The following is a 21,254-nucleotide window of genomic DNA, read 5'->3' on the forward strand; positions in this document are numbered from 1 at the left end:
ACATTCCGAACCCGGAAGCTAAGACTGATTGCGCCGATGGTACTGCAAGGGGGACCTTGTGGGAGAGTAGGACACCGCCGGACACCTTTTACAGAGGCCCGTGTTTCGGGATCACCATGATGGTGGTTCCCGAAACACGGGCCTCTACCTTTTTGTGCCCTATTTCTCGCAGATTGCCGGGTTGATCTGGAGTTCGCCCCTGGCGCATCCAGCGAATCGGCGAACCCGTTTCCGGTAGACTGTTCTCAGAACCAAACGACGACCGAACCGGAAGTGGGCCGCCTATGGGAGCGATGATGAGTGTGCTGCTCATCCTCGCTGTCGCCGCAATCGGCGCCCACCCCCTCGCGCGCCTCCTGGGCCGTAGAGTGTTTGGTCTTTTTGCCGCCTTGCTTGCGGTGATATCCGTTGTGTTCGGCGTGCTGGCCGTCCAGGTCTACCGCGGAGATCCGATTGTCGAGACGTTCGCGTGGGTTCCGCAACTCGATCTTTCGCTGACGTTCCGGCTCGACGAGATGTCTGCGCTGTTCGCCTTGCTCGTCACTGGCGCCGGATCCCTCGTGCTGCTGTACTGCACACGCTACTTCGAAGTGCGGGAACCCGGCCTCGAACGATTTGCCGCGGTGTTCATGGGATTCGCCGCGTCGATGCTCGGACTGGTGCTCGCTGACGACGTCTATCTGCTGTTCGTGTTCTGGGAAGGCACGACGATCTTCTCCTTCCTGCTGATCGGCCACCTCACGCGGTTGCGCACCTCCACGGCAGCAGCGCTGCAGGCGCTCATGGTGACGACACTCGGTGGCCTCGCGATGCTTGTCGGACTCGTGCTGCTTTCCAATCGGGTGGGTAGTTCGCTGCTGTCCGACATCGTGGCGCAGCCGCCCGAGGGCGCGGTTGGCGTTACTGCCGTGTTCCTTGTTCTCGCCGGCGCCCTCTCAAAGTCTGCGATTTTCCCGTTCCACTTCTGGTTGCCCGGCGCGATGGCGGCCCCGACGCCAGTGAGCGCCTACCTGCATGCGGCAGCGATGGTGAAGGCGGGCATCTACCTGATTGCGCGCATCACGCCCGCGTTCGGCGATGTGCCCGGGTACCGCGAGACCCTTGTGGTGCTCGGCGCGATCACCATGATCAACGGCGGTATCCGCGCACTCCGCCAGTTTGATATCAAGTTGATTGTGGCGCACGGCACGGTCAGCCAGCTCGGTCTCCTGGTGATGGTGTTTGGCGTCGGCGATCCCCGAGCGAGCTTCGCGGGTCTCGCTCTCGTGTTCGCTCACGCGCTCGCAAAAGCGCCGCTGTTTCTATCAGTCGGCATCATCGACCACTCCGCCGGTACGCGCGACCTCCGCAAACTGAGCGGTCTCGGGCGAAAAATGCCGGTTCTCACGGTCATTACGGTGCTTGCTGCTGCCTCGATGGCGGGTTTCCCGCCGTTTTTCGGATTTGTCGCCAAAGAGTCGGCCTTCACCGAACTGCTCGAGGTCGCCCATGAGCAGCCGCTCGCGATGGTCGCGTTCATTGTCGCGGTCATCGGGAGTGTGCTGACCGTCGCCTACATGGGACGATTCCTGTGGGGCGCGTTTGCGACAAAGCGGGACGTCACCATCTGTGCAGTTTTGCACGAACCGGGTCGCTCGATCCTCATTGCCCCGGCGGCGTTCGCGCTCGCGACGCTCGCTGTCGGCTTCGCGTCCTCCCAAGCGGATGCGGTGCTGCAGCCACTCATTGTGGATCGCGCACCGGGCATCAAGATTGAGCATCTCGCCCTCTGGCACGGCGTGACCCCAGCGCTGCTCGCATCGGCTGCGGTTTGGATAGCGGGCTCGCTGCTCGCCTGGCTGCTCAGTCGAACGACCCGAACGATGGCGCCTCCGGCCGAACGCTTCTCGGCTTCGCACGCTTACTGGGTCGTGACGCACTTCGTTGACTTCGTCGCGGTGAAACTGACATCGGTCACCCAGCGCGGTTCGCTTCCGTTCTATCTCGCGGTGATCTTGATTGTGCTCATCGGGACGCTCGGCGGCACTGTGCTGGCGACCGGCGAGTGGCCAAGCGAGTGGGTGTTCTTTACGTCACCTGTCCAGATCCCGATCGCAATCGTCATGATCATCGCGGCCTTGTTCTCGCTTCGTGCTCGTACCCGGTTCCAGTCTGTGGTTCTCGTAGGTATCACCGGCTACGGGATGGCGGCGATTTTCGCGATGCACGGCGCCCCCGACTTAGCGCTCACCCAGGCGCTCGTTGAAACGGTCACGCTGATCGCCTTCGTGCTCGTCATCCGTCGCCTCCCGCAGCGCATCGGGCACCGCGCCTCGCGCCCGAAGCGCCTGCTCCGACTCGGTATCGGGCTCGGAGTAGGCCTGGTGTTCGGGACGCTCGCCGTGATCGCGCTCGGATCGCGCATCGCCGACCCAATCTCACTGCAACTGCCGGAGCTCGCCTACGCTGGCGGCCACGGCAGCAACGTGGTGAACGTGATGCTCGTTGACATTCGCGGGTGGGACACGATGGGGGAGCTCTCGGTCATTCTCGCGGCGGCCACCGGTGTCGCCTCGCTCGTCTTCTTGAGCACCCGGGTAGACACGAAGCCGAAGCTCAGTAGGCGCGATGCACGATTCGCCGCTCGCGAGCACCTGCTGCGCGTCGCTGACCCGAACGATCCGGCTCGCCGCAACACCTGGTTGCTCGCGGGTCGTCACCTCGATCCAGCGCGACGCTCGATCCTGCTCGAGGTCGTCGTGCGGTTGGTGTTCCACGCGCTCATTATTCTTTCGATCTACCTGCTGCTCACCGGTCACAATTCGCCTGGCGGAGGGTTCGCCGGCGGCCTCGTCGCGGGCCTCGCGCTTGTGGCGCGGTACCTGGCGGGAGGTCGCCACGAGCTCGGCGCCACTGTGCCACTCGACGCCGGGCGCATTCTCGGCACCGGGCTCGCGCTCGCGGTGTCTATGGCCTTCATTCCGATGCTGTTCGGTCAGTCTGCGCTTGCGTCGGCCTGGGTCGACCTCGATCTCGGCATCTTCGGATCGCTCCCGCTCGTCACCTCGACGATCTTCGACATTGGCGTCTACCTGGTGGTGTTCGGCTTGATTCTCGATGTGCTGCGTAGCCTGGGCGCCGAAATCGATGAGCACGAAGAAGCCGACATTGCCTCGTTCGAGGAAGAGGAGGTGAGCGCACGATGACGATGCCTCTCGTACTGGTCGCCGTGATGATCGTGCTCTACACCTGCGGCGTGTATCTCATGCTCGATCGCTCGCTGACGCGGTTGCTGCTCGGCTTCCTGCTCGTGGGAAACGCCACGAACCTGCTGATTTTTCTGATGTCGGGATCGTTTGGGTCGGCCCCGATCTCGGGCGATACGCCGGCGGAAGACATGAGCGATCCGCTTCCCCAAGCGTTTATTTTGACCGCCATCGTGATCACCTTCGGTGTCAGCGCCTTCCTGCTTGCCCTCATTTACCGGTCGTGGCGTCTCGCTCACGATCACGACGATCGCCTCGAAGATGACGAGTCGGATCAGGAGATCGCGACAACCCGTGCGCTCGCGGCGACCGAGGTCACCGACGAAGACCTCGAGGGTACGCAGGAGTACGACGACGAAGACGGGGAGACGGCACCGTGATACAACTCGTTCCGCTCGCCGTGCTCATTCCGCTCGCTGGCGCGGCCCTTGCGCTTGCGGTGCCGGGTCACCGCAAGCTGCAGCAGGGCATTACGCTCGTCGCGCTGAGCGCGGTCGTGGTGCTCAGCGGCGTGCTCATGTATCTGGTCGACGCACACGGCACGCTCGTGATGGAAGTGGGTGGGTGGGCCGCCCCGTTTGGTATCGCCCTGGTCGTGGATCGCGTCTCCGCGCTGATGCTCGTGGTGTCCTCCGTAGTGCTGCTCGGGGTGTTCTTGTTTTCACTCGGGCAGGGCCTCGCTGACGGCGACGAGGATACCCCCGTCTCGATCTACTACCCGACGTATCTCGTGCTGGGTGCAGGTGTGTTCAACGCGTTCATCGCGGGCGACCTGTTCAATCTGTACGTCGGTTTTGAGATCCTACTGGTGGCGAGCTACGTGCTCATCACTCTGGGCGGTACCGCCCAGCGCATTCGCGCTGGCGTCACCTACGTCATCGTGTCGCTGGTCTCGTCCGTGCTCTTCCTCGCTGCGATCGGTTTGATTTACGGCGCTACCGGCACCGTAAACATGGCGCAGCTGACAGTGCGCATTGCCGAACTGCCGAGCGAGATTCAGCTGCTGCTCAATCTTGCGTTGCTCATTGCGTTTGGCATCAAGGCGGCGGTTTTCCCGCTCGCGTTCTGGTTGCCCGATTCGTATCCGACGGCGCCAGCCCCGGTGACCGCGGTGTTTGCTGGTCTTCTCACGAAGGTGGGCGTCTACGCGATCATTCGAACGCAGACCCAGCTCTTCCCGAACTCGAGCATCGATCGGTTACTGCTGATTGTCGCTGGATTGACGCTGCTCGTCGGCATTCTCGGCGCGGTGTCTCAGCTCGATATCAAGCGGCTGTTGTCGTTCACGCTGATCAGCCACATCGGCTACATGATTTTCGGCATTGGCATGGCAAACGCGGCGGGCTTCGCTGCCACGATCTACTACATTGCCCACCACATCATCGTGCAGACGACGCTGTTTCTCGCGGTCGGTCTCGTTGAGCGCCAGGGCGGCACCACCTCGATCTCTGGGCTCGGCGGTCTGATGCGCAGTGCGCCGTTTATCGCGGTGCTGTTCTTTATCCCGATGCTGAACCTCGGGGGCATCCCGCCGTTCTCTGGATTCATCGGAAAGCTTGGGCTCTTTACGGTCGCTGCTGATCTCGGTACCCCAGAGGCCTATTGGCTCATGGGCATCGGTGCGCTCGTCTCGTTGCTTACGCTGTACGCGCTCGCCCGTGCCTGGGTGCTCGCGTTCTGGCGCACGCCCGCGCGCGCCGAGACGAAGGCGACGAAGCCCGCGAGCACTGAAGCGCTCGTGCTGCGGGACCGCGAGCGCGCGCTGTTCGAGCGCCTGCACGATGCACCGGACGCGCAACCGATGGCCGAACAAAAGGCGATCCCGAAGCTCATGTTCGGGGCGACGACAGGCATGGTCGTCGTCAGTATCGCACTGACAGTGTTTGCGGGCCCGCTGTATGCTTATGCAACTCGCGCCGGTGAAGATTTGGCGCACCCGGGAGTCGTTGTCGAACAGGTGCTCGGGGACGGCACTGGTGCGGGGAGCGGCGGGCCTGGCGGAGGAAGCGGAAGCACGACTCTGCACGAGGGGGAATCGCATGAGTGAACAACTCTCTGACACCCCGCGCGAGGCGCGGCGACGCGAATTTGGCGTGCGCCTGCACGAGCTGCCGCTCCTCATCGGACTGATCGTGCTGTGGATGATGCTCTGGCACGAAGTCTCGCTGCTCTCCGCATTGAGTGGTCTGATCGTCGCAGTTTTCGTGATGCGGCTGTTCTACCTGCCACCCGTCGAGCTCGCGGGACGATTCAACTTCTGGTGGGCGCTGAAGTACCTCGCCTACTTCCTCTGGCACCTGGCGCGTGCCTCGTGGGGAGTCGCGTGGCTCGCAGTGCGCCCCGGCCCGCCGCCAAAGACCTCTATCATCGCCGTGAAGCTCGCGACGCGTTCCGATTTCATCATGACGATGGTCGGGCTCACGAACTCGCTCATTCCCGGCTCGCTCGTTGCTGAGATCGACCGGTTCGAGTCCACGCTGTACCTGCACGTGCTGAACACTCCGACACAGCGCGAACTGACGAAGATGCGTCGTGAGGTGCGCACGATCGAACGTCTGCTCGTGCACGCAGTCGGCTCGAAGCAAGAATTGCAGGCGATGAAATGAACCTGATCACGAGCGCACTCCTGATTGCGGCCGGGGCCGGTCTGACGGTAACCGCGCTTGCCGCTATCGTGCGCATCGTGCGCGGGCCCACGATCCTCGATCGCATGATCGCCTCGGATGTGCTGCTCACGACTCTGATGCTCGCAATCGGAGCGGACATGGTCGCGCGTGGACACACTGACACGATCCCGCTCATGACCGTGATCGCTGCAACAGCTACGCTTGCGACCATCGTTGTGGCACGTTTCGTGAAGCGACGGGCCGAGCAGCCCGCCCACCAGCAGCCAAAGGAGACCGGACATGTTTGATGACCTCCTTGATTTGGCCGCTGCCGTCTGTATCTTTCTTGCCGCTGTGCTCTCAGTGGCGGCGGGAATCGGCATCCTGCGGTTTCCCGATGCGCTCAGCCGGTTGCACGCGGCAACGAAGCCGCAGATATTCGGGCTGCTGCTCACCATCACCGCGATTGCGCTCGACCAGCGCTCGTTCGCCACGCTGCTCGCCCTGATTCCGGTCTTTGTCTTCCAGTCGCTTACCGCGCCCGTCGCCGCGCACATGGTTGGTCGTGCGGCGTACCGCACAGGCCAGCTCGATACCGCCACCCTGGTTGTCGACGAGCTCGGGCCCGCAATTGAGCGAAGCGATCTGTACGGCCCGCGACTGCCCGATCGCTTGCAGCGAGCGGAGCCGAAGGCAGATTCCGATTCACCGACGGCGGCCTAACAGAACAGGGCACGCCGAAGGGGCGGGCTCACCGTGGTGAACCCGCCCCTTCGAATGCGCCGGATCGCTTAGGCGTCGACGAGGTACCGGCTGTAGGCGGGAACCGTCAGGAACGTGGGAAAGTCGTCACCCAACGCTACGTCGGCGAACAGTTCAGCCGCGTCGTCGAAGCGGTCGCCCGTAAAGCGCTCGAAGCCTGCGACAGCGCTCGAGACGAGGTCCGCGACCCACTCGCGAGTGATGCGCGTGCCCTCTGCCGTCGACTGATCCTGGTGGATCCACTGCCAGATCTGCGAGCGGCTGATCTCCGCGGTCGCCGCATCCTCCATGAGGTTGTCGATCGCGACCGCTCCGAAGCCTCGCAGCCAGGCCTCGATGTAGCGAATGCCGATCGAGACGTTTTCGCGAACGCCCGCCTCGGTAATTTCGCGGCCGATGTGTACGTCGAGCAGCTGAGCGGCCGTCACCGTGACATCGTCACGCTGACGCTCGACCTGGTTCGGGCGATCGCCCAGTACCGCATCAAACTCGGCCCGCGCGACCGGAATGAGGTCGGGGTGCGCGACCCACGTGCCGTCGAAGCCGTCGCCAGCTTCGCGGTGCTTGTCTGCCCGTACCTTTTCTTCCGCGCGCGCTGTGACCTCGGGGTCGCGGCGGTTTGGAATGAAGGCGCTCATGCCGCCGATCGCGTGCGCGCCCCGCTTGTGGCAGGTCTGCACGAGAAGTTCGGTGTAGGCGCGCATGAACGGCACGGTCATGGTGACCTCACTGCGATCAGGCAAGACGAATCGGGCGCCGCGGCCACGGTAGTTCTTGATGATCGAGAATATGTAGTCCCAGCGGCCAGCGTTGAGCCCGGCAATGTGGTCCCGCATCACATAGAGAATCTCGTCCATTTCGAATGCCGCTGGCAGCGTCTCGATGAGCACAGTGGCGCGAATGGTGCCGTGGGGGAGTCCCAGCACCGCCTCGGTGAAGGTAAAGATGTCGTCCCACAGCTTCGCTTCCTCGCTCGATTCGAGCTTGGCGATGTAGAAGTACGGACCGCGCCCGCGCGCCACGAGCTCCTGCGCATTGTGGAACGCGTAGAGTCCAAAGTCGACGAGGCTGCCTGAGGCTGCGCCTGACCGGCCGTGGGTGTCGGTGAAGCGCAGGTGCTTCTCAACGAGGTGCCAGCCGCGCGGGCGCATTACAATCGTCGGCGTCTGCTCCGCGGTGACCCGGTACTCCTTGCCCTCGGGACTCGTGAACGAGAGCTGATCGCGAATTGCATCAAACAGTGAAAGTTGGCCACCGATGACGTTGTGCCAGGTCGGGCTTGTTGCGTCCTCCTGGTCGGCAAGCCAGACGCGCGCGCCCGAATTCATTGCGTTGATGGTCATCTTCGGATCCGTGGGGCCGGTGATCTCGACCCGGCGATCTTCAAGACCCGGGCCCGCACCGGCTACCCGCCAGCTCGCGTCTTCACGGATCGCCCGCGTATCGTCACGGAACTTCGGGTCGCGCCCGTTACCGATCTCGTAGCGACGCCGCTGGCGATCGGCCAGCCGCTCGTGTCGAGTGCTGGCGAAGCGGTCGTGCAGCTCCGTCAGGAACGCAAGCGCCTGAGGAGTGAGAATCTCGTCGCTGCGGTCGAACGGGCGCCCGAGGACCTCGAAGCGAGCGGTGCTCGCCGAGGGAGTGCGTTCAGTGGAGGCGGTGTCGTGCTGCGGTGCCGCATGAGTTGTCGTCATGATCTGCTCCTGTGCGTGTGTCATGGTGCGTGTGTAATCCTGCGTGAGTGTGCGTGTGTGAGCGCGTGCGAGAAGGCGGGAGCCTGTTTCCCGTTAGTGGAACTGGCCCTCTTCGGTCGAACCCACGAGGGCGAGCGTCGAGGCGTCGGGGTTCAGCGCCGTCGAGATCGCGTCGAAGTAGCCGGTGCCGACCTCACGCTGGTGCTTGGTCGCGGTGTAACCGCGGGCCTCGTCAGCGAACTCGCGCTCCTGCAACTCGACGTAGGCAGCCATGCCGTCGCGAGCGTACCCGTGAGCCAGGTCGAACATTGACGAGTTCAGTGCGTGGAAGCCCGCGAGCGTGATGAACTGGAACGAGAAGCCCATTGCACCCAGTTCGCGCTGGAACTTCGCGATCGTTGCGTCGTCGAGGTGCTGCTTCCAGTTGAACGACGGCGAGCAGTTGTACGCGAGCATCTGATCGGGGAACTCAGCCTTGACGCCCTCGGCAAACTTGCGAGCGAGTTCGAGATCGGGGGTGCCGGTCTCCATCCAGATGAGGTCTGAGTAGGGGGCGTATGCCTTAGCGCGGGCGATGCACGGCGCGAGCCCGTTCTGCACCTTGTAGAAGCCCTCGGCGGTGCGTTCACCGGTGACGAACGGCTGGTCGCGCTCGTCCACGTCGGAGGTGATCAGGGTTGCTGCCTCCGCGTCGGTGCGAGCGATGATGACGCTCGGCACCCCGGCGACGTCTGCCGCGAGGCGAGCCGCGTTCAGCGTGCGCACGTGCTGCTGCGTCGGAATGAGCACCTTGCCCCCGAGGTGACCGCACTTCTTCTCGCTCGCGAGCTGATCTTCCCAGTGCACGCCCGCAGCGCCCGAGGCGATCATCGACTTCATCAGCTCGTACGCGTTCAGCGGTCCGCCGAATCCGGCCTCGGCGTCTGCGACGATCGGGACGAGCCAGTCCTCGACGGTCTGGATGCCCTCTGAGTGCTCAATCTGGTCGGCACGCAGCAGCGCGTTGTTGATGCGACGCACGACCTGCGGCACCGAGTTCGCCGGGTAGAGCGACTGGTCAGGGTAGGTCTGGCCCGCGATGTTCGCGTCGGCGGCAACCTGCCAGCCCGACAGGTAGATCGCACGGAGACCCGCCTTCACCTGTTGCACTGCCTGATTGCCGGTGAGTGCTCCGAGCGCGTTGGTGTAGCCGCCGGTGGGCGTCTCACTCGTGAGCTGGTTCCACAGCTTCTCGGAACCACGGCGAGCGAGCGTGTGCTCCTCCTGCACTCGGCCACGCAGTCGCACGACGTCTTCGGCGGCGTAGTCGCGGGTGATGCCTTCCCAGCGCGGGTCGTTCTCCCAGTCCCAGGCGAGCTGCTCAGCGGTGGCGGGTGTCTGCGATGCGTCGTTGGTCACGATGACTCCTGTGGTCATGCCCGAGGGCGTGGATTGCTGTGTAGTTCCATCTTGAGGTGCGGCACGAGGGGGAGTGCCCGTATTTCGGGGGTGAAAAAACGCAAAATTTCTACTTGTCGGAAGAAACCGGAGCTGCGAGGATGTCTCCATGACGCTGCTGACCACCGATACGACATTCGCCGGCGACGCTGAGCACGAAGACGAGGGTGACGCGCTGACGCTCGGTCGACGTATCCGTGCCCTGCGCGCACAGCGCGGACTCACGCTCGAACAGCTGGCGCAGGCCGTCGATCGCGCGCCGTCGCAACTCTCGGCAATTGAGAACGGCAAGCGGGAGCCGCGGTTGCCGATGCTGCGGGCTCTCGCGGGCGCACTCGGCGTGACGGTCGACGAGTTGCTGGTGTCCGAGGCGCCCTCTGCGCGCGCCGCACTTGAGATTGCCGTCGAGCGGGCGCAGCGGGGCCCGGTCTTCCAATCGCTCGGGTTGCAGCCGATCCGCGTCTCGAAGGCAGCGAGCGACGAAACTCTGCAGGCAATTCTCGGGCTCCACCAGGAGGTCGAGCGGCTGCACCGCGAGCGCGCAGCGACGCCAGAAGAAGCAAGGCGGGCGAACACCGAGCTGCGGGCTGAGATGCGTACCGCGGGGAACTACTTCGCCGACCTCGAGGCGGCCGCGACCCGGCTGCTCGACAGCGTGGGGTACTCGGGCGGCCCGGTGTCTCAGCAGACGATCGCGAACATCGCGGAGCGGCTCGGGTTCAGCCTGCACTATGTCTCTGACATGCCGCACTCGACGCGATCAGTCATCGACCGGCGCAACGGGCGCGTGTATCTGGGCGGGGCGGTACCGTCGCGTGACGCCCGCGCGCCGATTCTGCGAGCGCTTGCGAGCGTGGTCTGCGGGCACGAAGAGCCGAGCAGCTACGGCGAGTTTCTGCGGCAGCGGGTCGAAGCGAACTATCTTGCGGGAGCCGTGCTGCTGCCCGAGGCGGCCGCGGTTCCGCTGCTCGCCGAGGCGAAGCAGCAGCGGCAAATTTCAATGGAGGATCTGCGCGATGCGTTTGGGGTCTCCTACGAAATGGCGGCGCACCGGTTTACGAACCTCGCGAGTGAGCGCCTCGGGCTTGAGGTGCACTTCATGAAGGCGCACGAGTCGGGAACTCTGATTAAGGCATACGAGAACGACGGCGTGCGGTTTCCGTCTGACGCGCTCGGGAACTTTGAGGGCGCGATGGTCTGCCGTAACTGGACGGCGCGCACCGTGTTCGGCCAGCCCGACCGGTTTAACCCGTGGTATCAATACACCGACATGGCAGCCGGCGGCACCTACTGGTGCACCTCTCGGGTCGAAAAGGCGAAAGAGGGGCAGTATTCGGTAAGTGTCGGAGTGCGGTTCGCCGACGTGAAGTGGTTTCGCGGTCGCGAGACCGCGCACCGCTCGCAGTCGTTCTGCCCGGACGACCGGTGCTGCCGGCAAGCGTCGGGCGAGCTGACGAAGAAATGGGAGGCCGCGGCGTGGCCAGAAGCGGCGACCCCGACGAGCCTGCTTGCCGCGCTTCCCACCGGAACGTTCCCTGGAGTGGACGCTCACGAGGTCTACGCATTCCTCGAATCACACGAATAGCGAGAACATTCCCAGCGCAACGCTGAGTAAGCGCACAAATCGGGCTCGCAAGATGCGCGGGCGCCCCCGCCTGCGATAGCGTAGAAGTACCGAGTCGAATGACTCGTCGAGGCTCCAACCGTAGAAATGGGTGAGGACATGAGCAGTGAAAATCATGCCCGTCGCGCCGACAGCACCGAGGTTCGATCGACCCAGCAGTTCCGTGAAGATCTCGGGGCGCTCATTCGCACGCGCGCAACCGATCTCACGATCGATGAGCGCGAGGCCGTCGAGGCACTTCCGTCCGGTGCGGCGTTGCTCGTTGTGCGTCGCGGGCCCGATCAGGGCGCACGATTCCTGCTCGATCAAGACGTCACTGTCGCCGGGCGACACCCCGCAGTGGACATCTTCCTGGACGATGTCACTGTCTCCCGCCGCCACGCAGAGTTCCATCGCAGCGGCACCGCGTTTTCCGTCGCTGATCTCGGCTCCCTGAACGGAACGTTCTGCGACGGTGCTCGCATCGAAGGCTCCGTTGCGCTTGCAGATGGCGCCGAGGTGCAGGTCGGCAAATTCCGGTTCACCTTCTTCGCCTCGCGATTCGATCTCGCCGAGGAGAACTAGCGTGGCGACCGCGCGGGCTCGTCAGCACGCTCCCGGTCTCCTCAGCATTGGCCAAGTCCTCGCGAGGCTGCAAGACGACTTCGCTGATCTCACCCCCTCGAAGCTGCGGTTTCTCGAAGAGCAGGGTCTCGTTACTCCCGAGCGCACAAAGTCGGGGTATCGCAAGTTCTCGCAGGAGCACATTGAGCGACTTCGACTGATCTTGACGCTGCAGCGCGACCACTACCTGCCGCTGAAGGTTATCGCCGAGGTGCTCGACGAGCTCGATGACGGACGCGATCCAATCATTCCGGGAGCGGCACCGCGCAGCGCCTCGAGCATCTTGGCGCCGAAGCGTGTTCTGAGCAGCGACGAACTGCGGCGTCTCACCGGCGCGAGCCCGCGCTTTATTGGCGAGGCGATTGCCGCTGGTCTGCTGCCCGCCGCTGAGGTGTTTCCCCACGACGCAGTCGCGCAGGTAACGGCGCTGCTGAAACTCGCTGAGCACGGCATTACGCCGCGTCACCTGCGTCCGTTGCGCGTTGCTGCAGAGCGTGAGGCCGAATTGATTGCCCACGCAGTGTCGACGCGAGGCGTCAAGGCGTCGTCGCCGGCGGCCGCCGAGGGTTCGCTCGAGCTCGCTGACTACTTCGACACGGTGCGCTCCGGCGTGTTGCGTCGGCGAATTGGAACCGCGTAATCGCGGTGGAATCGGCGTGATTTCAACCTTCAAGTTCTACCTGAAGTCGACACGCCATAATTGACACTCGACGGTCGTTGCGCGGGGACGATGCGCTCGATAGCGTTGGTGAAGTTCGGCGCCCCTCCCTGTGCGCGCCGATGTGAAAGGAACACGATGGAGCACACTCAGCAGCCGGACGGCGACGCGGCGACTCCATCGGCGCAGGCGCTCTCCGACGCGGGGATCGTGTCCAATCCAGAAGCCTTCACCCCACTGTCTATCGACGCCGACGTGCTCTTCGACGATGGCCTGCCGCGACCGAACCAGAACGGCGGCTTCAAAGGCGCGACTGCGGCTCGCGCCGCTGGCATCACCTACCGTCAGCTGGATTATTGGGCCCGCACGGGCCTCGTTGAGCCCACCGTGCGCGGCGCGCAGGGCTCGGGGTCTCAGCGCCTCTACGGCTTCCGCGACATCCTGGTATTGAAGCTCGTAAAGCGCCTACTCGACACCGGTATTTCACTGCAGCAAATTCGCACCGCGGTCTCCCAGCTCCACGAAGCCGGCGTGCACGATCTTTCGCAGACGACGCTCATGAGCGACGGCGCGAGCGTCTACCTGTGTACCTCGAGCGACGAGGTCATCGACCTCGTCAGCCGTGGCCAGGGCGTGTTCGGCATCGCCGTCGGCAAGGTGCTGCGCGAGGTTGAAACGTCGCTAGTCGACATGGATGAGCACCGTGAAGAAACCCTTCCGGAGTCATCGGTAGACGAACTCGCGGTGCGTCGGAAGACCCGCAAGATCTCGTAGTCGGCTCAGGCGGTTCAGCACTGCCGTGTGTCAGCGCTACCGTGTGTCAGCGCCGCCGCGCTTCAGCGGTCAACTACCGGGCCCGGCGAGGCTATTAGCCCTCGACGACGGTCGCGGTCGGAGCGCTTGAGGCACCGGCCCGAGCGGCATCCATACCCGCTGAGCGGAGGATCCGGTCGAGCACGAGGTCGAAATTCGCGGCCATTTCTTGCGAGGCTTCGCCCGGCCACATGTGCACGGGCTTCGCCGCACCCTGCGCCTGCTGCAGCGACAGCCGCTCTGGCAGCTGCGGGTTGAGCACAAGCGGGCCGAACATTTCGCGCAGTTCGCGAATGCGGAACTGGTGTTCCATCGACTGGGGCTGCGTGCGGTTGATCAGGATGCCGAGCGGCTGCAACCGAGGGCTGACACCACGTCGAATCTCTTCAATGGCGCGCAGGGCGCGGTCGGTTGCGGCGACGGCGAACAGGCTCGGCTCTGCAACGACGAGCACTCGGTCACTCGCGGCCCAGGCGGTGCGGGTGAGCGCGTTCAATGAGGGAGCGCAGTCGACGAGCACGAGATCGTACTCGGCCTCGACGATCGCGAGAGCCTCCTCAAGCTTCCAAATGTCGCGAGTCGAGGGGTGCGGTCCGTCGAAGTTGATGGCCGAGGGGCTGCCGACCAGGAGGTCGATCGTGCCGCCCTCGTGGTAATCGTTCCAGCCGCTGTGCGCGATCGCGCTGCGCACCGTCTTTTCTTTTGGGCTCTCGAGCACATTCGCGACGTTCGCGAACCCCTCGGGGTTCACGGCCAGGCCGGTTGAGACGTCGGACTGCGGATCGAAATCCACGACCAGCGTCCGCAGACCGCGGGAAAATGCGGCCGAGGCGAGGCCGAGCGTCACGGTCGTCTTGCCGACGCCGCCCTTGAGGGAACTCACACTCAATACATGCACGTGGCAAGTTTAGTGGATTCACGCAGTGCGTCGCCTGACTTCGTTATCGGCGAACGGAAAACCGGGAGAAGAGCGCGTCGCTCCACGGTTCATTCGGATATATAGGGCGCTGGAGTCGGGTGACCATGTATCTTGATATCGAACCAGTTCGACGGTGTGGGCACCCGGCGGCGAGAACAGTAGCAAGGAGGCGGAGTGTTCCGGAAGATCTTGGTGGCGAATCGTGGTGAGATTGCGATTCGCGCGTTTCGTGCGGCTCATGAGTTGGGTGCTCAAACAGTCGCGGTGTTCCCATACGAGGACCGCAATTCGTTGCATCGATTGAAGGCGGACGAGGCCTACCTGATTGGATCCGTGGGGCACCCCGTGCGCGCGTATCTCGATGTCGCGGAGATCGTTCGGGTCGCGGTAGAGGCTGGCGCAGACGCGATCTACCCCGGCTACGGATTCCTTTCGGAGAACCCTGATCTGGCGGCCGCTGCTGACGCCGCGGGCATTCGGTTTATTGGGCCTGGCAAGTTGGCACTCGAAATGGCCGGTAATAAGGTCGCTGCGAAGGAGCACGCGATCAAGGCCGGGGTGCCGGTGTTGCGGTCGACGCCGCCGTCGACCGACATTGATGAACTGATCGAGGGCGCGACGGGTATCGGCTTTCCGGTGTTCGCGAAGGCTGTAGCTGGCGGCGGTGGTCGCGGCATGCGACGTGTGGAGCGGGTCGAAGACCTGCGCGATGCACTCGAGGCGGCGATGCGGGAGGCGGAGTCTGCGTTCGGTGACGCGACAATGTTTATCGAGCAGGCAGTGCTGCGGCCCCGTCATATCGAGGTGCAGGTGCTGGCCGACTCGACGGGTGCCGTCGTGCACTTGTTCGAGCGTGATTGCTCGGTGCAGCGTCGGCATCAGAAGGTTGTGGAAATCGCGCCGGCGCCGAATCTGACGCAGGATCAGCGCGACCTGTTGACGCGCGACGCGATCGCCTTCGCGCAGTCGATCGGGTATGAGAACGCCGGCACGGTCGAGTTCTTGCTCGACACCGCTGGTGAGCGCGCGGGCGAGCACGTGTTCATCGAGATGAATCCTCGTATCCAGGTCGAGCACACGGTCACAGAGGAGGTCACGGATGTTGATCTCGTGCGTTCGCAGATGCTGATTGCGGCCGGGGCGACGCTTGCGGACCTCGAGCTCACGCAGGATCGAATCCAGTTGCGCGGCTTTGCGCTGCAGTGCCGCATCACGACTGAGGACCCGTCAAACGGGTTCCGCCCCGACCTCGGTCGCATCACGGCGTATCGTTCGCCGGGTGGTGGTGGCGTGCGCCTCGACGGCGGCACGATCGACGTCGGCGCGCAGATCAGCCCGCACTTTGACTCCATGCTCGCGAAGTTGACCTGCCGCGGCCGCTCGTTCGAGGATGCGGTGCGCCGGGCGAGGCGCGCGCTCGCGGAGTTCCGTATTCGCGGCGTTGCGACGAACATTCCGTTCCTGCAGGCCGTGCTCGCGGACGACGCGTTCCAAGCGGGCGACGTGTCGACACAGTTCATCGAGGATCGGCCGGAGCTGCTGCAGATGAACAAGCCGAAGGATCGTGCGACGCGCCTGCTGCAGCACATCGCGAACGTCACGGTGAACCAGCCGCACGGTCCGCGCCCGGGGCACGTTGACCCCGAGGTGAAGCTCCCGAAGCTTGATCTCAGTCACCCGGCGCCCGCGGGCAACCGGCAGCTACTGCTTGAAGTTGGCCCCGATGCGTATGCTCGCGCGCTTCGCGAACAGACGGCGCTCGCGGTGACCGATACGACATTCCGGGATGCCCACCAGTCGCTGCTCGCCACGCGGGTGCGTACAAAAGACCTCGCTCGGGTCGCTCCGTATGTTGCGCGTATGACGCCCGAACTGTGGTCCGTTGAAGCGTGGGGAGGGGCAACCTACGACGTCGCGCTCCGGTTCTTGGGCGAAGACCCGTGGGAGCGGCTCGCCACGCTACGCGAAGCGCTGCCCAATGTGCCGATCCAGATGCTGCTGCGCGGGCAGAACACGGTCGGCTACACCCCGTACCCCGCGCAGGTCGCGCAGGCGTTCGTGCGTGAGGCGGCGTCAACGGGTGTTGATGTGTTCCGCATCTTTGACGCCCTGAACGATGTCAACCAGATGCGCGTCGCGATCGATGCCGTGCGCGAGACGGGCACCGCCGTTGCCGAGGTCGCGATGTCGTACACCGGCAACCTGCTTTCGCCCGCGGAAGACAAGTACACGCTCGACTATTACCTACGACTTGCCGAGCAGATCGTCGATGCTGGCGCGCACGTGCTCGCCATCAAGGACATGGCAGGCCTGCTGAGGCCCGCCGCCGCCGCGAAGTTGGTGACGGCGCTGCGCGAACGATTTGCGCTACCCGTGCACCTGCACACGCACGACACTCCGGGTGGCCAGCTTGCGACCCTGCTTGCGGCCTCCGCTGCGGGCGTCGACGCGGTCGATGCGGCCTCCGCGCCAATGTCGGGTACGACGAGCCAGCCTTCGCTGTCTGCGCTCGTCGCGTCACTCGCTGACACGGAGCGCGATACCGGGCTCAACGCAGATTCGGTGTACGCGTTGGAACCGTACTGGGACGCGGTGCGCACTGTGTACAAGCCCTTCGAATCGGGGCTGCCGTCGCCCACGGGTCGTGTGTATACGCACGAGATTCCGGGTGGTCAGCTTTCCAACCTGCGCCAGCAAGCGATCGCGCTGGGTCTCGCCGACAATTTCGAGAAGATCGAAGATCTGTACGCCGCTGCCGATCGAATTCTTGGCCGAATTCCGAAGGTGACGCCGTCGTCGAAGGTCGTTGGTGACCTCGCGCTGCACCTATCGGCCGTGGACGCGGACCCTGCTGATTTTGAAGCCCACCCCGAGAAGTACGACATTCCTGATTCGGTCGTCGGCTTCCTCGCGGGGGAGCTGGGGGAGATCCCCGGAGGCTGGCCGGAGCCATTCCGATCGAAGGTGCTCGCTGGGCGCACGGTGAACATCGACGTCGCCCCGGTGTCAGCTGACGATCAAGCCCGGCTCGACGGTTCGAGCGATGAGCGCCGGCACACGCTGAACCGACTCCTGTTTCCGCATCCCACCCGCCTGTTCCTGGATGCGCGTGATCAGTTCGGTGACGTTTCGGTGCTCGACACCACGGACTACCTCTACGGGCTTGAGTCCGGGCACGAGCACGCGATTGATCTCTCGCGTGGTGTACGCCTGTACGTGGGGCTCGAAGCGATCGGTGAAGCCGACCCGAAGGGCGTGCGCACCGTGATGGTGCGTGTCAACGGGCAACTCCGTCAGGTATTCGTGAAGGACGAATCTGTGAAGGTCGAGGCGGTGCTCGCCGAGAAGGCTGACCGTACGGTTCCGGGGCACGTCTCCGCGCCGTTCTCGGGCACCGTGACGGTCAAAGTCGAGGTGGGTGACACGGTCGAGGCTGGCCAGCCGGTCGCGTCCATCGAAGCGATGAAGATGGAGGCCGCTATCACGGCGCCGGTTTCAGGCCGCGTCGAGCGGATCGTGTTCGCGGGTACTCGCGGGCTCGAATCGGGTGACCTGATCGCCGTTATCGCCGGGAGTTAGGGTATACCCCTGAACAGCTGAGTGCCTCGCTGCGCCTACTTGGACGCAGCGAGGCACTAGGCTCGTGTGTCATGGCGATTCGAGAAATCAGGGTCTTTGGCGATCCCGTGCTCCGCACTGTGTGCGACCCCGTGACGGAGATCGACGAGGGCGTACGGGCACTCGTGCAAGACCTCGTCGACACGGTCGATATGGACGGTCGGGCCGGCCTCGCCTCGACGCAAATCGGTCACACGCTGCGCGCGTTCAGCCTCAACATCGACGGCGAGGTCAGTTACGTGTTGAACCCGGAGATCGTTGAGCTCGCGGGGGAGCCGGTGCTCACCGGCGAGGGCTGCCTCTCCGTGCCGGAGCTCTGGTTCGATGTGCTGCGTTACCCCCGCGCTACCGTGCGCGGCATCGACCTCGACGGGAACGAGATCGAGATCTCGGGCGAGGGTCTCATGGCGCAGGCGCTGCAGCACGAGTGCGATCACCTCGATGGCAAGCTGTACCTGTCTCGCCTCGACCGCGAGTCCCGCGGCGAGGCGATGCGTCAGATACGCACGTCGAGCTGGTTTTAACGGCGAACAGTCACGGTCTCGGTCTGCGGGTTCTCGCCGTAGAGATTGGCGATCTCGCCCGCGAAGTCCCGCAGAATATTGTCGCGCCGGATGCTCATTTTCGGCGTCAGATGCCCGTTCGCCTCAATGAACTCCGTCGGGAGGATCACGAACTTGCGGATCGACTCAGCGCGCGAGACGTACTTGTTGCCCGCGTCAATGGCGCTCTGCACCTCTGCCAGCACCTTCGGGTGAATCGCAGCCTCTTCGAGAGTCATGCCGGGATCTTCACCGTTGTTTTTGAGCCACGCCGGAAGCATCTCCGGGTCGAGCGTCACAAGCGCCGAAATGAACGGTTTCTGGTCGCCAACGACCACGACCTGACCAATGATGGTGTTCGACCGGATCGGGTCTTCAAGGGCCGCGGGCGCGACATTCTTTCCGCCGGCGGTGACGATGATTTCTTTCTTGCGTCCGGTGATCGACAGGTAGCCGTCAGAGTCGAGTGAACCGAGATCCCCGGTACGGAAGAAGCCGTCATCGGTGAACGCCTGCCGAGTCGCCTCCGGGTTGTTCCAGTACTCCTTGAAGATGTCGATGCCCTTGACCTCGATCTCGCCGTCTTCAGCGATGCGCACGGTGTGGCCGGGCAGCGCAGGGCCCACGGTGCCGATCTTGAACCGCTGCGGCAGATTCACAGTCACCGGGGCGGTCGTCTCCGTGAGGCCATACCCCTCAAGGATCTTGACGCCGAGGCTCCGGTAGAAGTGACCCAGGAAGTGGCTGAGCGGAGCGGACCCTGAGACTGCGAACTGCACGTTGCCGCCGAGACGCTCGCGAAGCTTGCTGTACACGAGCTTGTCGAAGACGCGGAACTTCAGTGCGAGCATGAACGGCACCTTGCCCGCGTCGAGCGCTTCAGAGTGCGCGACGGCGACCTTGGATGCGGCGCGGAAGATCTTGCCCTTGCCCTCAGCTTCGGTCTTTTGCTCGGCCGAGTTGTAGACCTTCTCAAATACGCGCGGCACGGCGAGCAGAAAGCTCGGTTTGAATGAACCGAGCGCCGGCAACAGCTGGCTCGTGTCGGCCTGATGTCCGACCCGCACGCCGGCGTTGACCGACATCACCGAGATGAATCGCGCGAACACGTGGGCGAGCGTCACGAACAGCAGGGTCGAGGCCCCCTGCTGCTGCACGACCTCTGACAGTGCGGCAGATGCGTTGCGCGAGAGGTCGACGAAGTTCGAGTGGGTGAGCACGCACCCCTTTGGCCTTCCCGTTGAACCCGAGGTGTAGATCAGTGTCGCGATGTCTGATCCAACGGCGAGTCCACGGCGACGCTCGATCTCGCTGTCTGCGACCTCGGCGCCGCGCGTACGAAGATCATCGAGTGCGCCCTGATCGAGCCGCCAGGTCAATGCCACCGCGGGGAGGTCGTCTCTGACCTCGTCAAAGCGTGCCGCGATGTCGGGAGACTCAGAGATCATGCCCCGTGCGCCGGAATCTTCGAGGACCCAGTGCAACTGAAGCGGCGAAGAGGTCTCGTACACTGGCACCATGACGGCACCCGCGTAGTGCAGCGCGAAGTCGATGAGCGTCCACTGGTAGCTGGTCTTGCACATGAGCGCCACGCGATCGCCCGGCTCGACCCCGGTTGCCGCAAAGCCCTTCGCAATTGCGATGACATCGGCGCGGAACGCGCTCGCGCTGATGTCGCGCCAGCCCTCACCGTCAGGCACGGAGAACAGCGGGCGATCCGGCGTCGCTTGCACGCGCTGTTCCAGGAGGTCCGTGATGTTGTCTTCCGGCACCGGCGGAACAAGGATCGGGGTCTCGGACTGATTCACGGCAGCTCCTTCGATACTCATGTATCCGTCGTACGCGACACAGAGTTCAGCGTCGCACCTAGTTCTGCAAGCCTATATGCATACCCGCTTGGCACCCCCGCCTCGGGTAGGGTGTTCTCAGTCGAGAGGAATCGTGGGCTGTGCTCTACTGGATTTTTAAACACCTGATCATCGGGCCGATCTTAAAAACGATCTTCCGCCCGTGGGTGGAGGGTGCCGAAAACATTCCGACGACCGGACCCGTGATCCTTGTAGGAAATCACCTCTCGGTGATCGATTCCTTCTTCATGCCGTCGATGATCGACCGGCGCGTGTACTTTCTTGCGAAGAGCGACTATTTCACGGGGAAAGGCCTGCGTGGCTGGCTCGTGAAGTCGTTCATGACCGCGGTGGGTCAGCTTCCTATTGATCGCTCGGGCGGCAAAGCGTCGGAGGCCTCGCTGAATACTGGTCTCGGGGTGCTAGATCGCGGCGACGTGCTCGGAATTTACCCCGAGGGCACGCGCAGCCCCGATGCGCGCCTCTATCGCGGTCGCACCGGTGTGGCACGCCTCGTCGTTGAATCGGGAGCGGTCGTTGTGCCAATCGTGATGATCGACACTGAGAAGGCAATGCCCATTGGCGCCAAGATTCCGAAGATTCGACGCATCGGCACCGTCGTCGGTAAGCCGCTCGATTTCAGCCGGTTCTCTGGCATGAGCGCGGACAGGTTCGTGCTGCGCAGCGTGACCGATGAGATCATGCTCGAGATTCAGAAACTCAGTGGGCAGACGTACGTTGATGTGTACGCGTCGAGCGTGCGCAACCGCTAGCGGCGTCTGCGTTCGCTGCGGGCGTCGGCGCTCAACACGAGCTTGACTCCGTGAGGCACTAGGCTGACAGGGTCGCGGCCGCTGGTCGCGGCCTTTCTGTACCTACTTTTCAC

The 21,254-nt window shown here is 63.8% G+C and carries 17 protein-coding genes and 1 rRNA gene; 14 read left to right on the forward strand and 4 right to left on the reverse strand.

Going from position 1 to position 21,254, the window contains the following annotated elements:
* The 7 genes from rrf to mnhG form a co-directional block, all read left to right on the forward strand.
* Nucleotides 1-83: ribosomal RNA gene (gene rrf / locus ACFWHR_RS10485) — 5S ribosomal RNA — on the forward strand; the annotation flags it as partial.
* A gap of 210 nt (nucleotides 84-293) precedes the next feature.
* On the forward strand, nucleotides 294-3,185 hold the full coding sequence (locus tag ACFWHR_RS10490) for a Na+/H+ antiporter subunit A (protein ID WP_382448700.1): 2,892 nt from the start codon (nucleotides 294-296) through the stop codon (nucleotides 3,183-3,185).
* Entirely contained in the window at nucleotides 3,182-3,625 is a 444-nt protein-coding gene (locus tag ACFWHR_RS10495) for a Na(+)/H(+) antiporter subunit C (RefSeq protein ID WP_382448255.1), read from the forward strand. The genes ACFWHR_RS10490 and ACFWHR_RS10495 overlap by 4 nt, the downstream gene beginning before the upstream one ends.
* Complete coding sequence (locus ACFWHR_RS10500) at nucleotides 3,622-5,292, forward strand: Na+/H+ antiporter subunit D (RefSeq protein ID WP_382448256.1); 1,671 nt, start codon at nucleotides 3,622-3,624, stop codon at nucleotides 5,290-5,292. Before ACFWHR_RS10495 ends, ACFWHR_RS10500 begins: the two co-directional genes overlap by 4 nt.
* Entirely contained in the window at nucleotides 5,285-5,851 is a 567-nt protein-coding gene (locus ACFWHR_RS10505; protein WP_382448257.1) for a Na+/H+ antiporter subunit E, read from the forward strand. The genes ACFWHR_RS10500 and ACFWHR_RS10505 overlap by 8 nt, the downstream gene beginning before the upstream one ends.
* Nucleotides 5,848-6,159, forward strand: a complete 312-nt coding sequence (locus ACFWHR_RS10510; RefSeq protein WP_382448258.1) for a monovalent cation/H+ antiporter complex subunit F — start codon at nucleotides 5,848-5,850, stop codon at nucleotides 6,157-6,159. Before ACFWHR_RS10505 ends, ACFWHR_RS10510 begins: the two co-directional genes overlap by 4 nt.
* Nucleotides 6,152-6,574: a monovalent cation/H(+) antiporter subunit G gene (gene mnhG, locus ACFWHR_RS10515; protein WP_382448259.1), complete on the forward strand. Its 423-nt coding sequence runs from the start codon at nucleotides 6,152-6,154 to the stop codon at nucleotides 6,572-6,574. Before ACFWHR_RS10510 ends, mnhG begins: the two co-directional genes overlap by 8 nt.
* Before the next feature lie 68 nt (nucleotides 6,575-6,642).
* Here the strand turns inward: mnhG and aceB are convergent, their stop codons facing one another.
* The gene (gene aceB / locus ACFWHR_RS10520; RefSeq protein WP_382448701.1) at nucleotides 6,643-8,307 is read right to left on the reverse strand and encodes a malate synthase A; all 1,665 of its coding nucleotides are present in this window, start codon (nucleotides 8,305-8,307) and stop codon (nucleotides 6,643-6,645) included.
* Between the two features lie 93 nt (nucleotides 8,308-8,400).
* A complete protein-coding gene (gene aceA / locus ACFWHR_RS10525; RefSeq protein ID WP_382448260.1) occupies nucleotides 8,401-9,723 on the reverse strand; it encodes an isocitrate lyase in 1,323 nt (440 codons plus the stop codon).
* A gap of 130 nt (nucleotides 9,724-9,853) precedes the next feature.
* Between aceA and ACFWHR_RS10530 the strand changes: the two genes are divergently transcribed.
* The 4 genes from ACFWHR_RS10530 to ACFWHR_RS10545 all read left to right on the forward strand — a co-directional run bounded on the left by ACFWHR_RS10530 (nucleotide 9,854) and on the right by ACFWHR_RS10545 (nucleotide 13,403).
* Nucleotides 9,854-11,329, forward strand: a complete 1,476-nt coding sequence (locus tag ACFWHR_RS10530) for a helix-turn-helix domain-containing protein (RefSeq protein ID WP_382448261.1) — start codon at nucleotides 9,854-9,856, stop codon at nucleotides 11,327-11,329.
* Nucleotides 11,330-11,467: 138 nt separating this feature from the next.
* Nucleotides 11,468-11,932, forward strand: coding sequence for an FHA domain-containing protein (locus tag ACFWHR_RS10535; protein WP_382448262.1), 465 nt, complete (start codon nucleotides 11,468-11,470; stop codon nucleotides 11,930-11,932).
* Between the two features lies 1 nt (nucleotide 11,933).
* Complete coding sequence (locus ACFWHR_RS10540) at nucleotides 11,934-12,611, forward strand: MerR family transcriptional regulator (protein ID WP_382448263.1); 678 nt, start codon at nucleotides 11,934-11,936, stop codon at nucleotides 12,609-12,611.
* A gap of 156 nt (nucleotides 12,612-12,767) precedes the next feature.
* Nucleotides 12,768-13,403: a MerR family transcriptional regulator gene (locus tag ACFWHR_RS10545; protein ID WP_382448264.1), complete on the forward strand. Its 636-nt coding sequence runs from the start codon at nucleotides 12,768-12,770 to the stop codon at nucleotides 13,401-13,403.
* Between the two features lie 94 nt (nucleotides 13,404-13,497).
* On the opposite strand, the gene ACFWHR_RS10550 is transcribed toward ACFWHR_RS10545, so the two are convergent.
* A complete protein-coding gene (locus tag ACFWHR_RS10550) occupies nucleotides 13,498-14,340 on the reverse strand; it encodes a ParA family protein (RefSeq protein WP_382448265.1) in 843 nt (280 codons plus the stop codon).
* A gap of 195 nt (nucleotides 14,341-14,535) precedes the next feature.
* Between ACFWHR_RS10550 and ACFWHR_RS10555 the strand changes: the two genes are divergently transcribed.
* Nucleotides 14,536-17,940: a pyruvate carboxylase gene (locus tag ACFWHR_RS10555; protein WP_382448266.1), complete on the forward strand. Its 3,405-nt coding sequence runs from the start codon at nucleotides 14,536-14,538 to the stop codon at nucleotides 17,938-17,940.
* 71 nt (nucleotides 17,941-18,011) lie between these two features.
* Complete coding sequence (def, locus tag ACFWHR_RS10560; RefSeq protein ID WP_382448267.1) at nucleotides 18,012-18,503, forward strand: peptide deformylase; 492 nt, start codon at nucleotides 18,012-18,014, stop codon at nucleotides 18,501-18,503.
* Here def and ACFWHR_RS10565 read toward each other — a convergent pair.
* A complete protein-coding gene (locus tag ACFWHR_RS10565; RefSeq protein WP_382448268.1) occupies nucleotides 18,500-20,350 on the reverse strand; it encodes an AMP-dependent synthetase/ligase in 1,851 nt (616 codons plus the stop codon). The two genes, def and ACFWHR_RS10565, sit on opposite strands and share 4 nt — an antisense overlap.
* A 119-nt stretch (nucleotides 20,351-20,469) precedes the next feature.
* Here ACFWHR_RS10565 and ACFWHR_RS10570 point away from each other — a divergent pair, with 119 nt between their 5' ends.
* The gene (locus tag ACFWHR_RS10570) at nucleotides 20,470-21,141 is read left to right on the forward strand and encodes a lysophospholipid acyltransferase family protein (protein WP_382448269.1); all 672 of its coding nucleotides are present in this window, start codon (nucleotides 20,470-20,472) and stop codon (nucleotides 21,139-21,141) included.
* Nucleotides 21,142-21,254 lie beyond the last annotated feature (113 nt).

Source organism: Leucobacter sp. NPDC058333 (assembly GCF_042726155.1).
Taxonomy (GTDB): Bacteria; Actinomycetota; Actinomycetes; order Actinomycetales; family Microbacteriaceae; genus Leucobacter.

Bases quoted from the DNA above. Each gene is read 5' to 3' on its own strand.
- ACFWHR_RS10490 (WP_382448700.1), top strand. From the start codon at position 294: ATGATGAGTGTGCTGCTCATCCTCGCTGTCGCCGCAATCGGCGCCCAC.
- ACFWHR_RS10495 (WP_382448255.1), top strand. From the start codon at position 3,182: ATGACGATGCCTCTCGTACTGGTCGCCGTGATGATCGTGCTCTACACC.
- ACFWHR_RS10505 (WP_382448257.1), top strand. From the start codon at position 5,285: ATGAGTGAACAACTCTCTGACACCCCGCGCGAGGCGCGGCGACGCGAA.
- ACFWHR_RS10510 (WP_382448258.1), top strand. From the start codon at position 5,848: ATGAACCTGATCACGAGCGCACTCCTGATTGCGGCCGGGGCCGGTCTG.
- mnhG (WP_382448259.1), top strand. From the start codon at position 6,152: ATGTTTGATGACCTCCTTGATTTGGCCGCTGCCGTCTGTATCTTTCTT.
- aceB (WP_382448701.1), bottom strand. From the start codon at position 8,307: ATGACGACAACTCATGCGGCACCGCAGCACGACACCGCCTCCACTGAA.
- aceA (WP_382448260.1), bottom strand. From the start codon at position 9,723: ATGACCACAGGAGTCATCGTGACCAACGACGCATCGCAGACACCCGCC.
- ACFWHR_RS10530 (WP_382448261.1), top strand. From the start codon at position 9,854: ATGACGCTGCTGACCACCGATACGACATTCGCCGGCGACGCTGAGCAC.
- ACFWHR_RS10535 (WP_382448262.1), top strand. From the start codon at position 11,468: ATGAGCAGTGAAAATCATGCCCGTCGCGCCGACAGCACCGAGGTTCGA.
- ACFWHR_RS10545 (WP_382448264.1), top strand. From the start codon at position 12,768: ATGGAGCACACTCAGCAGCCGGACGGCGACGCGGCGACTCCATCGGCG.
- def (WP_382448267.1), top strand. From the start codon at position 18,012: ATGGCGATTCGAGAAATCAGGGTCTTTGGCGATCCCGTGCTCCGCACT.
- ACFWHR_RS10565 (WP_382448268.1), bottom strand. From the start codon at position 20,350: ATGAGTATCGAAGGAGCTGCCGTGAATCAGTCCGAGACCCCGATCCTT.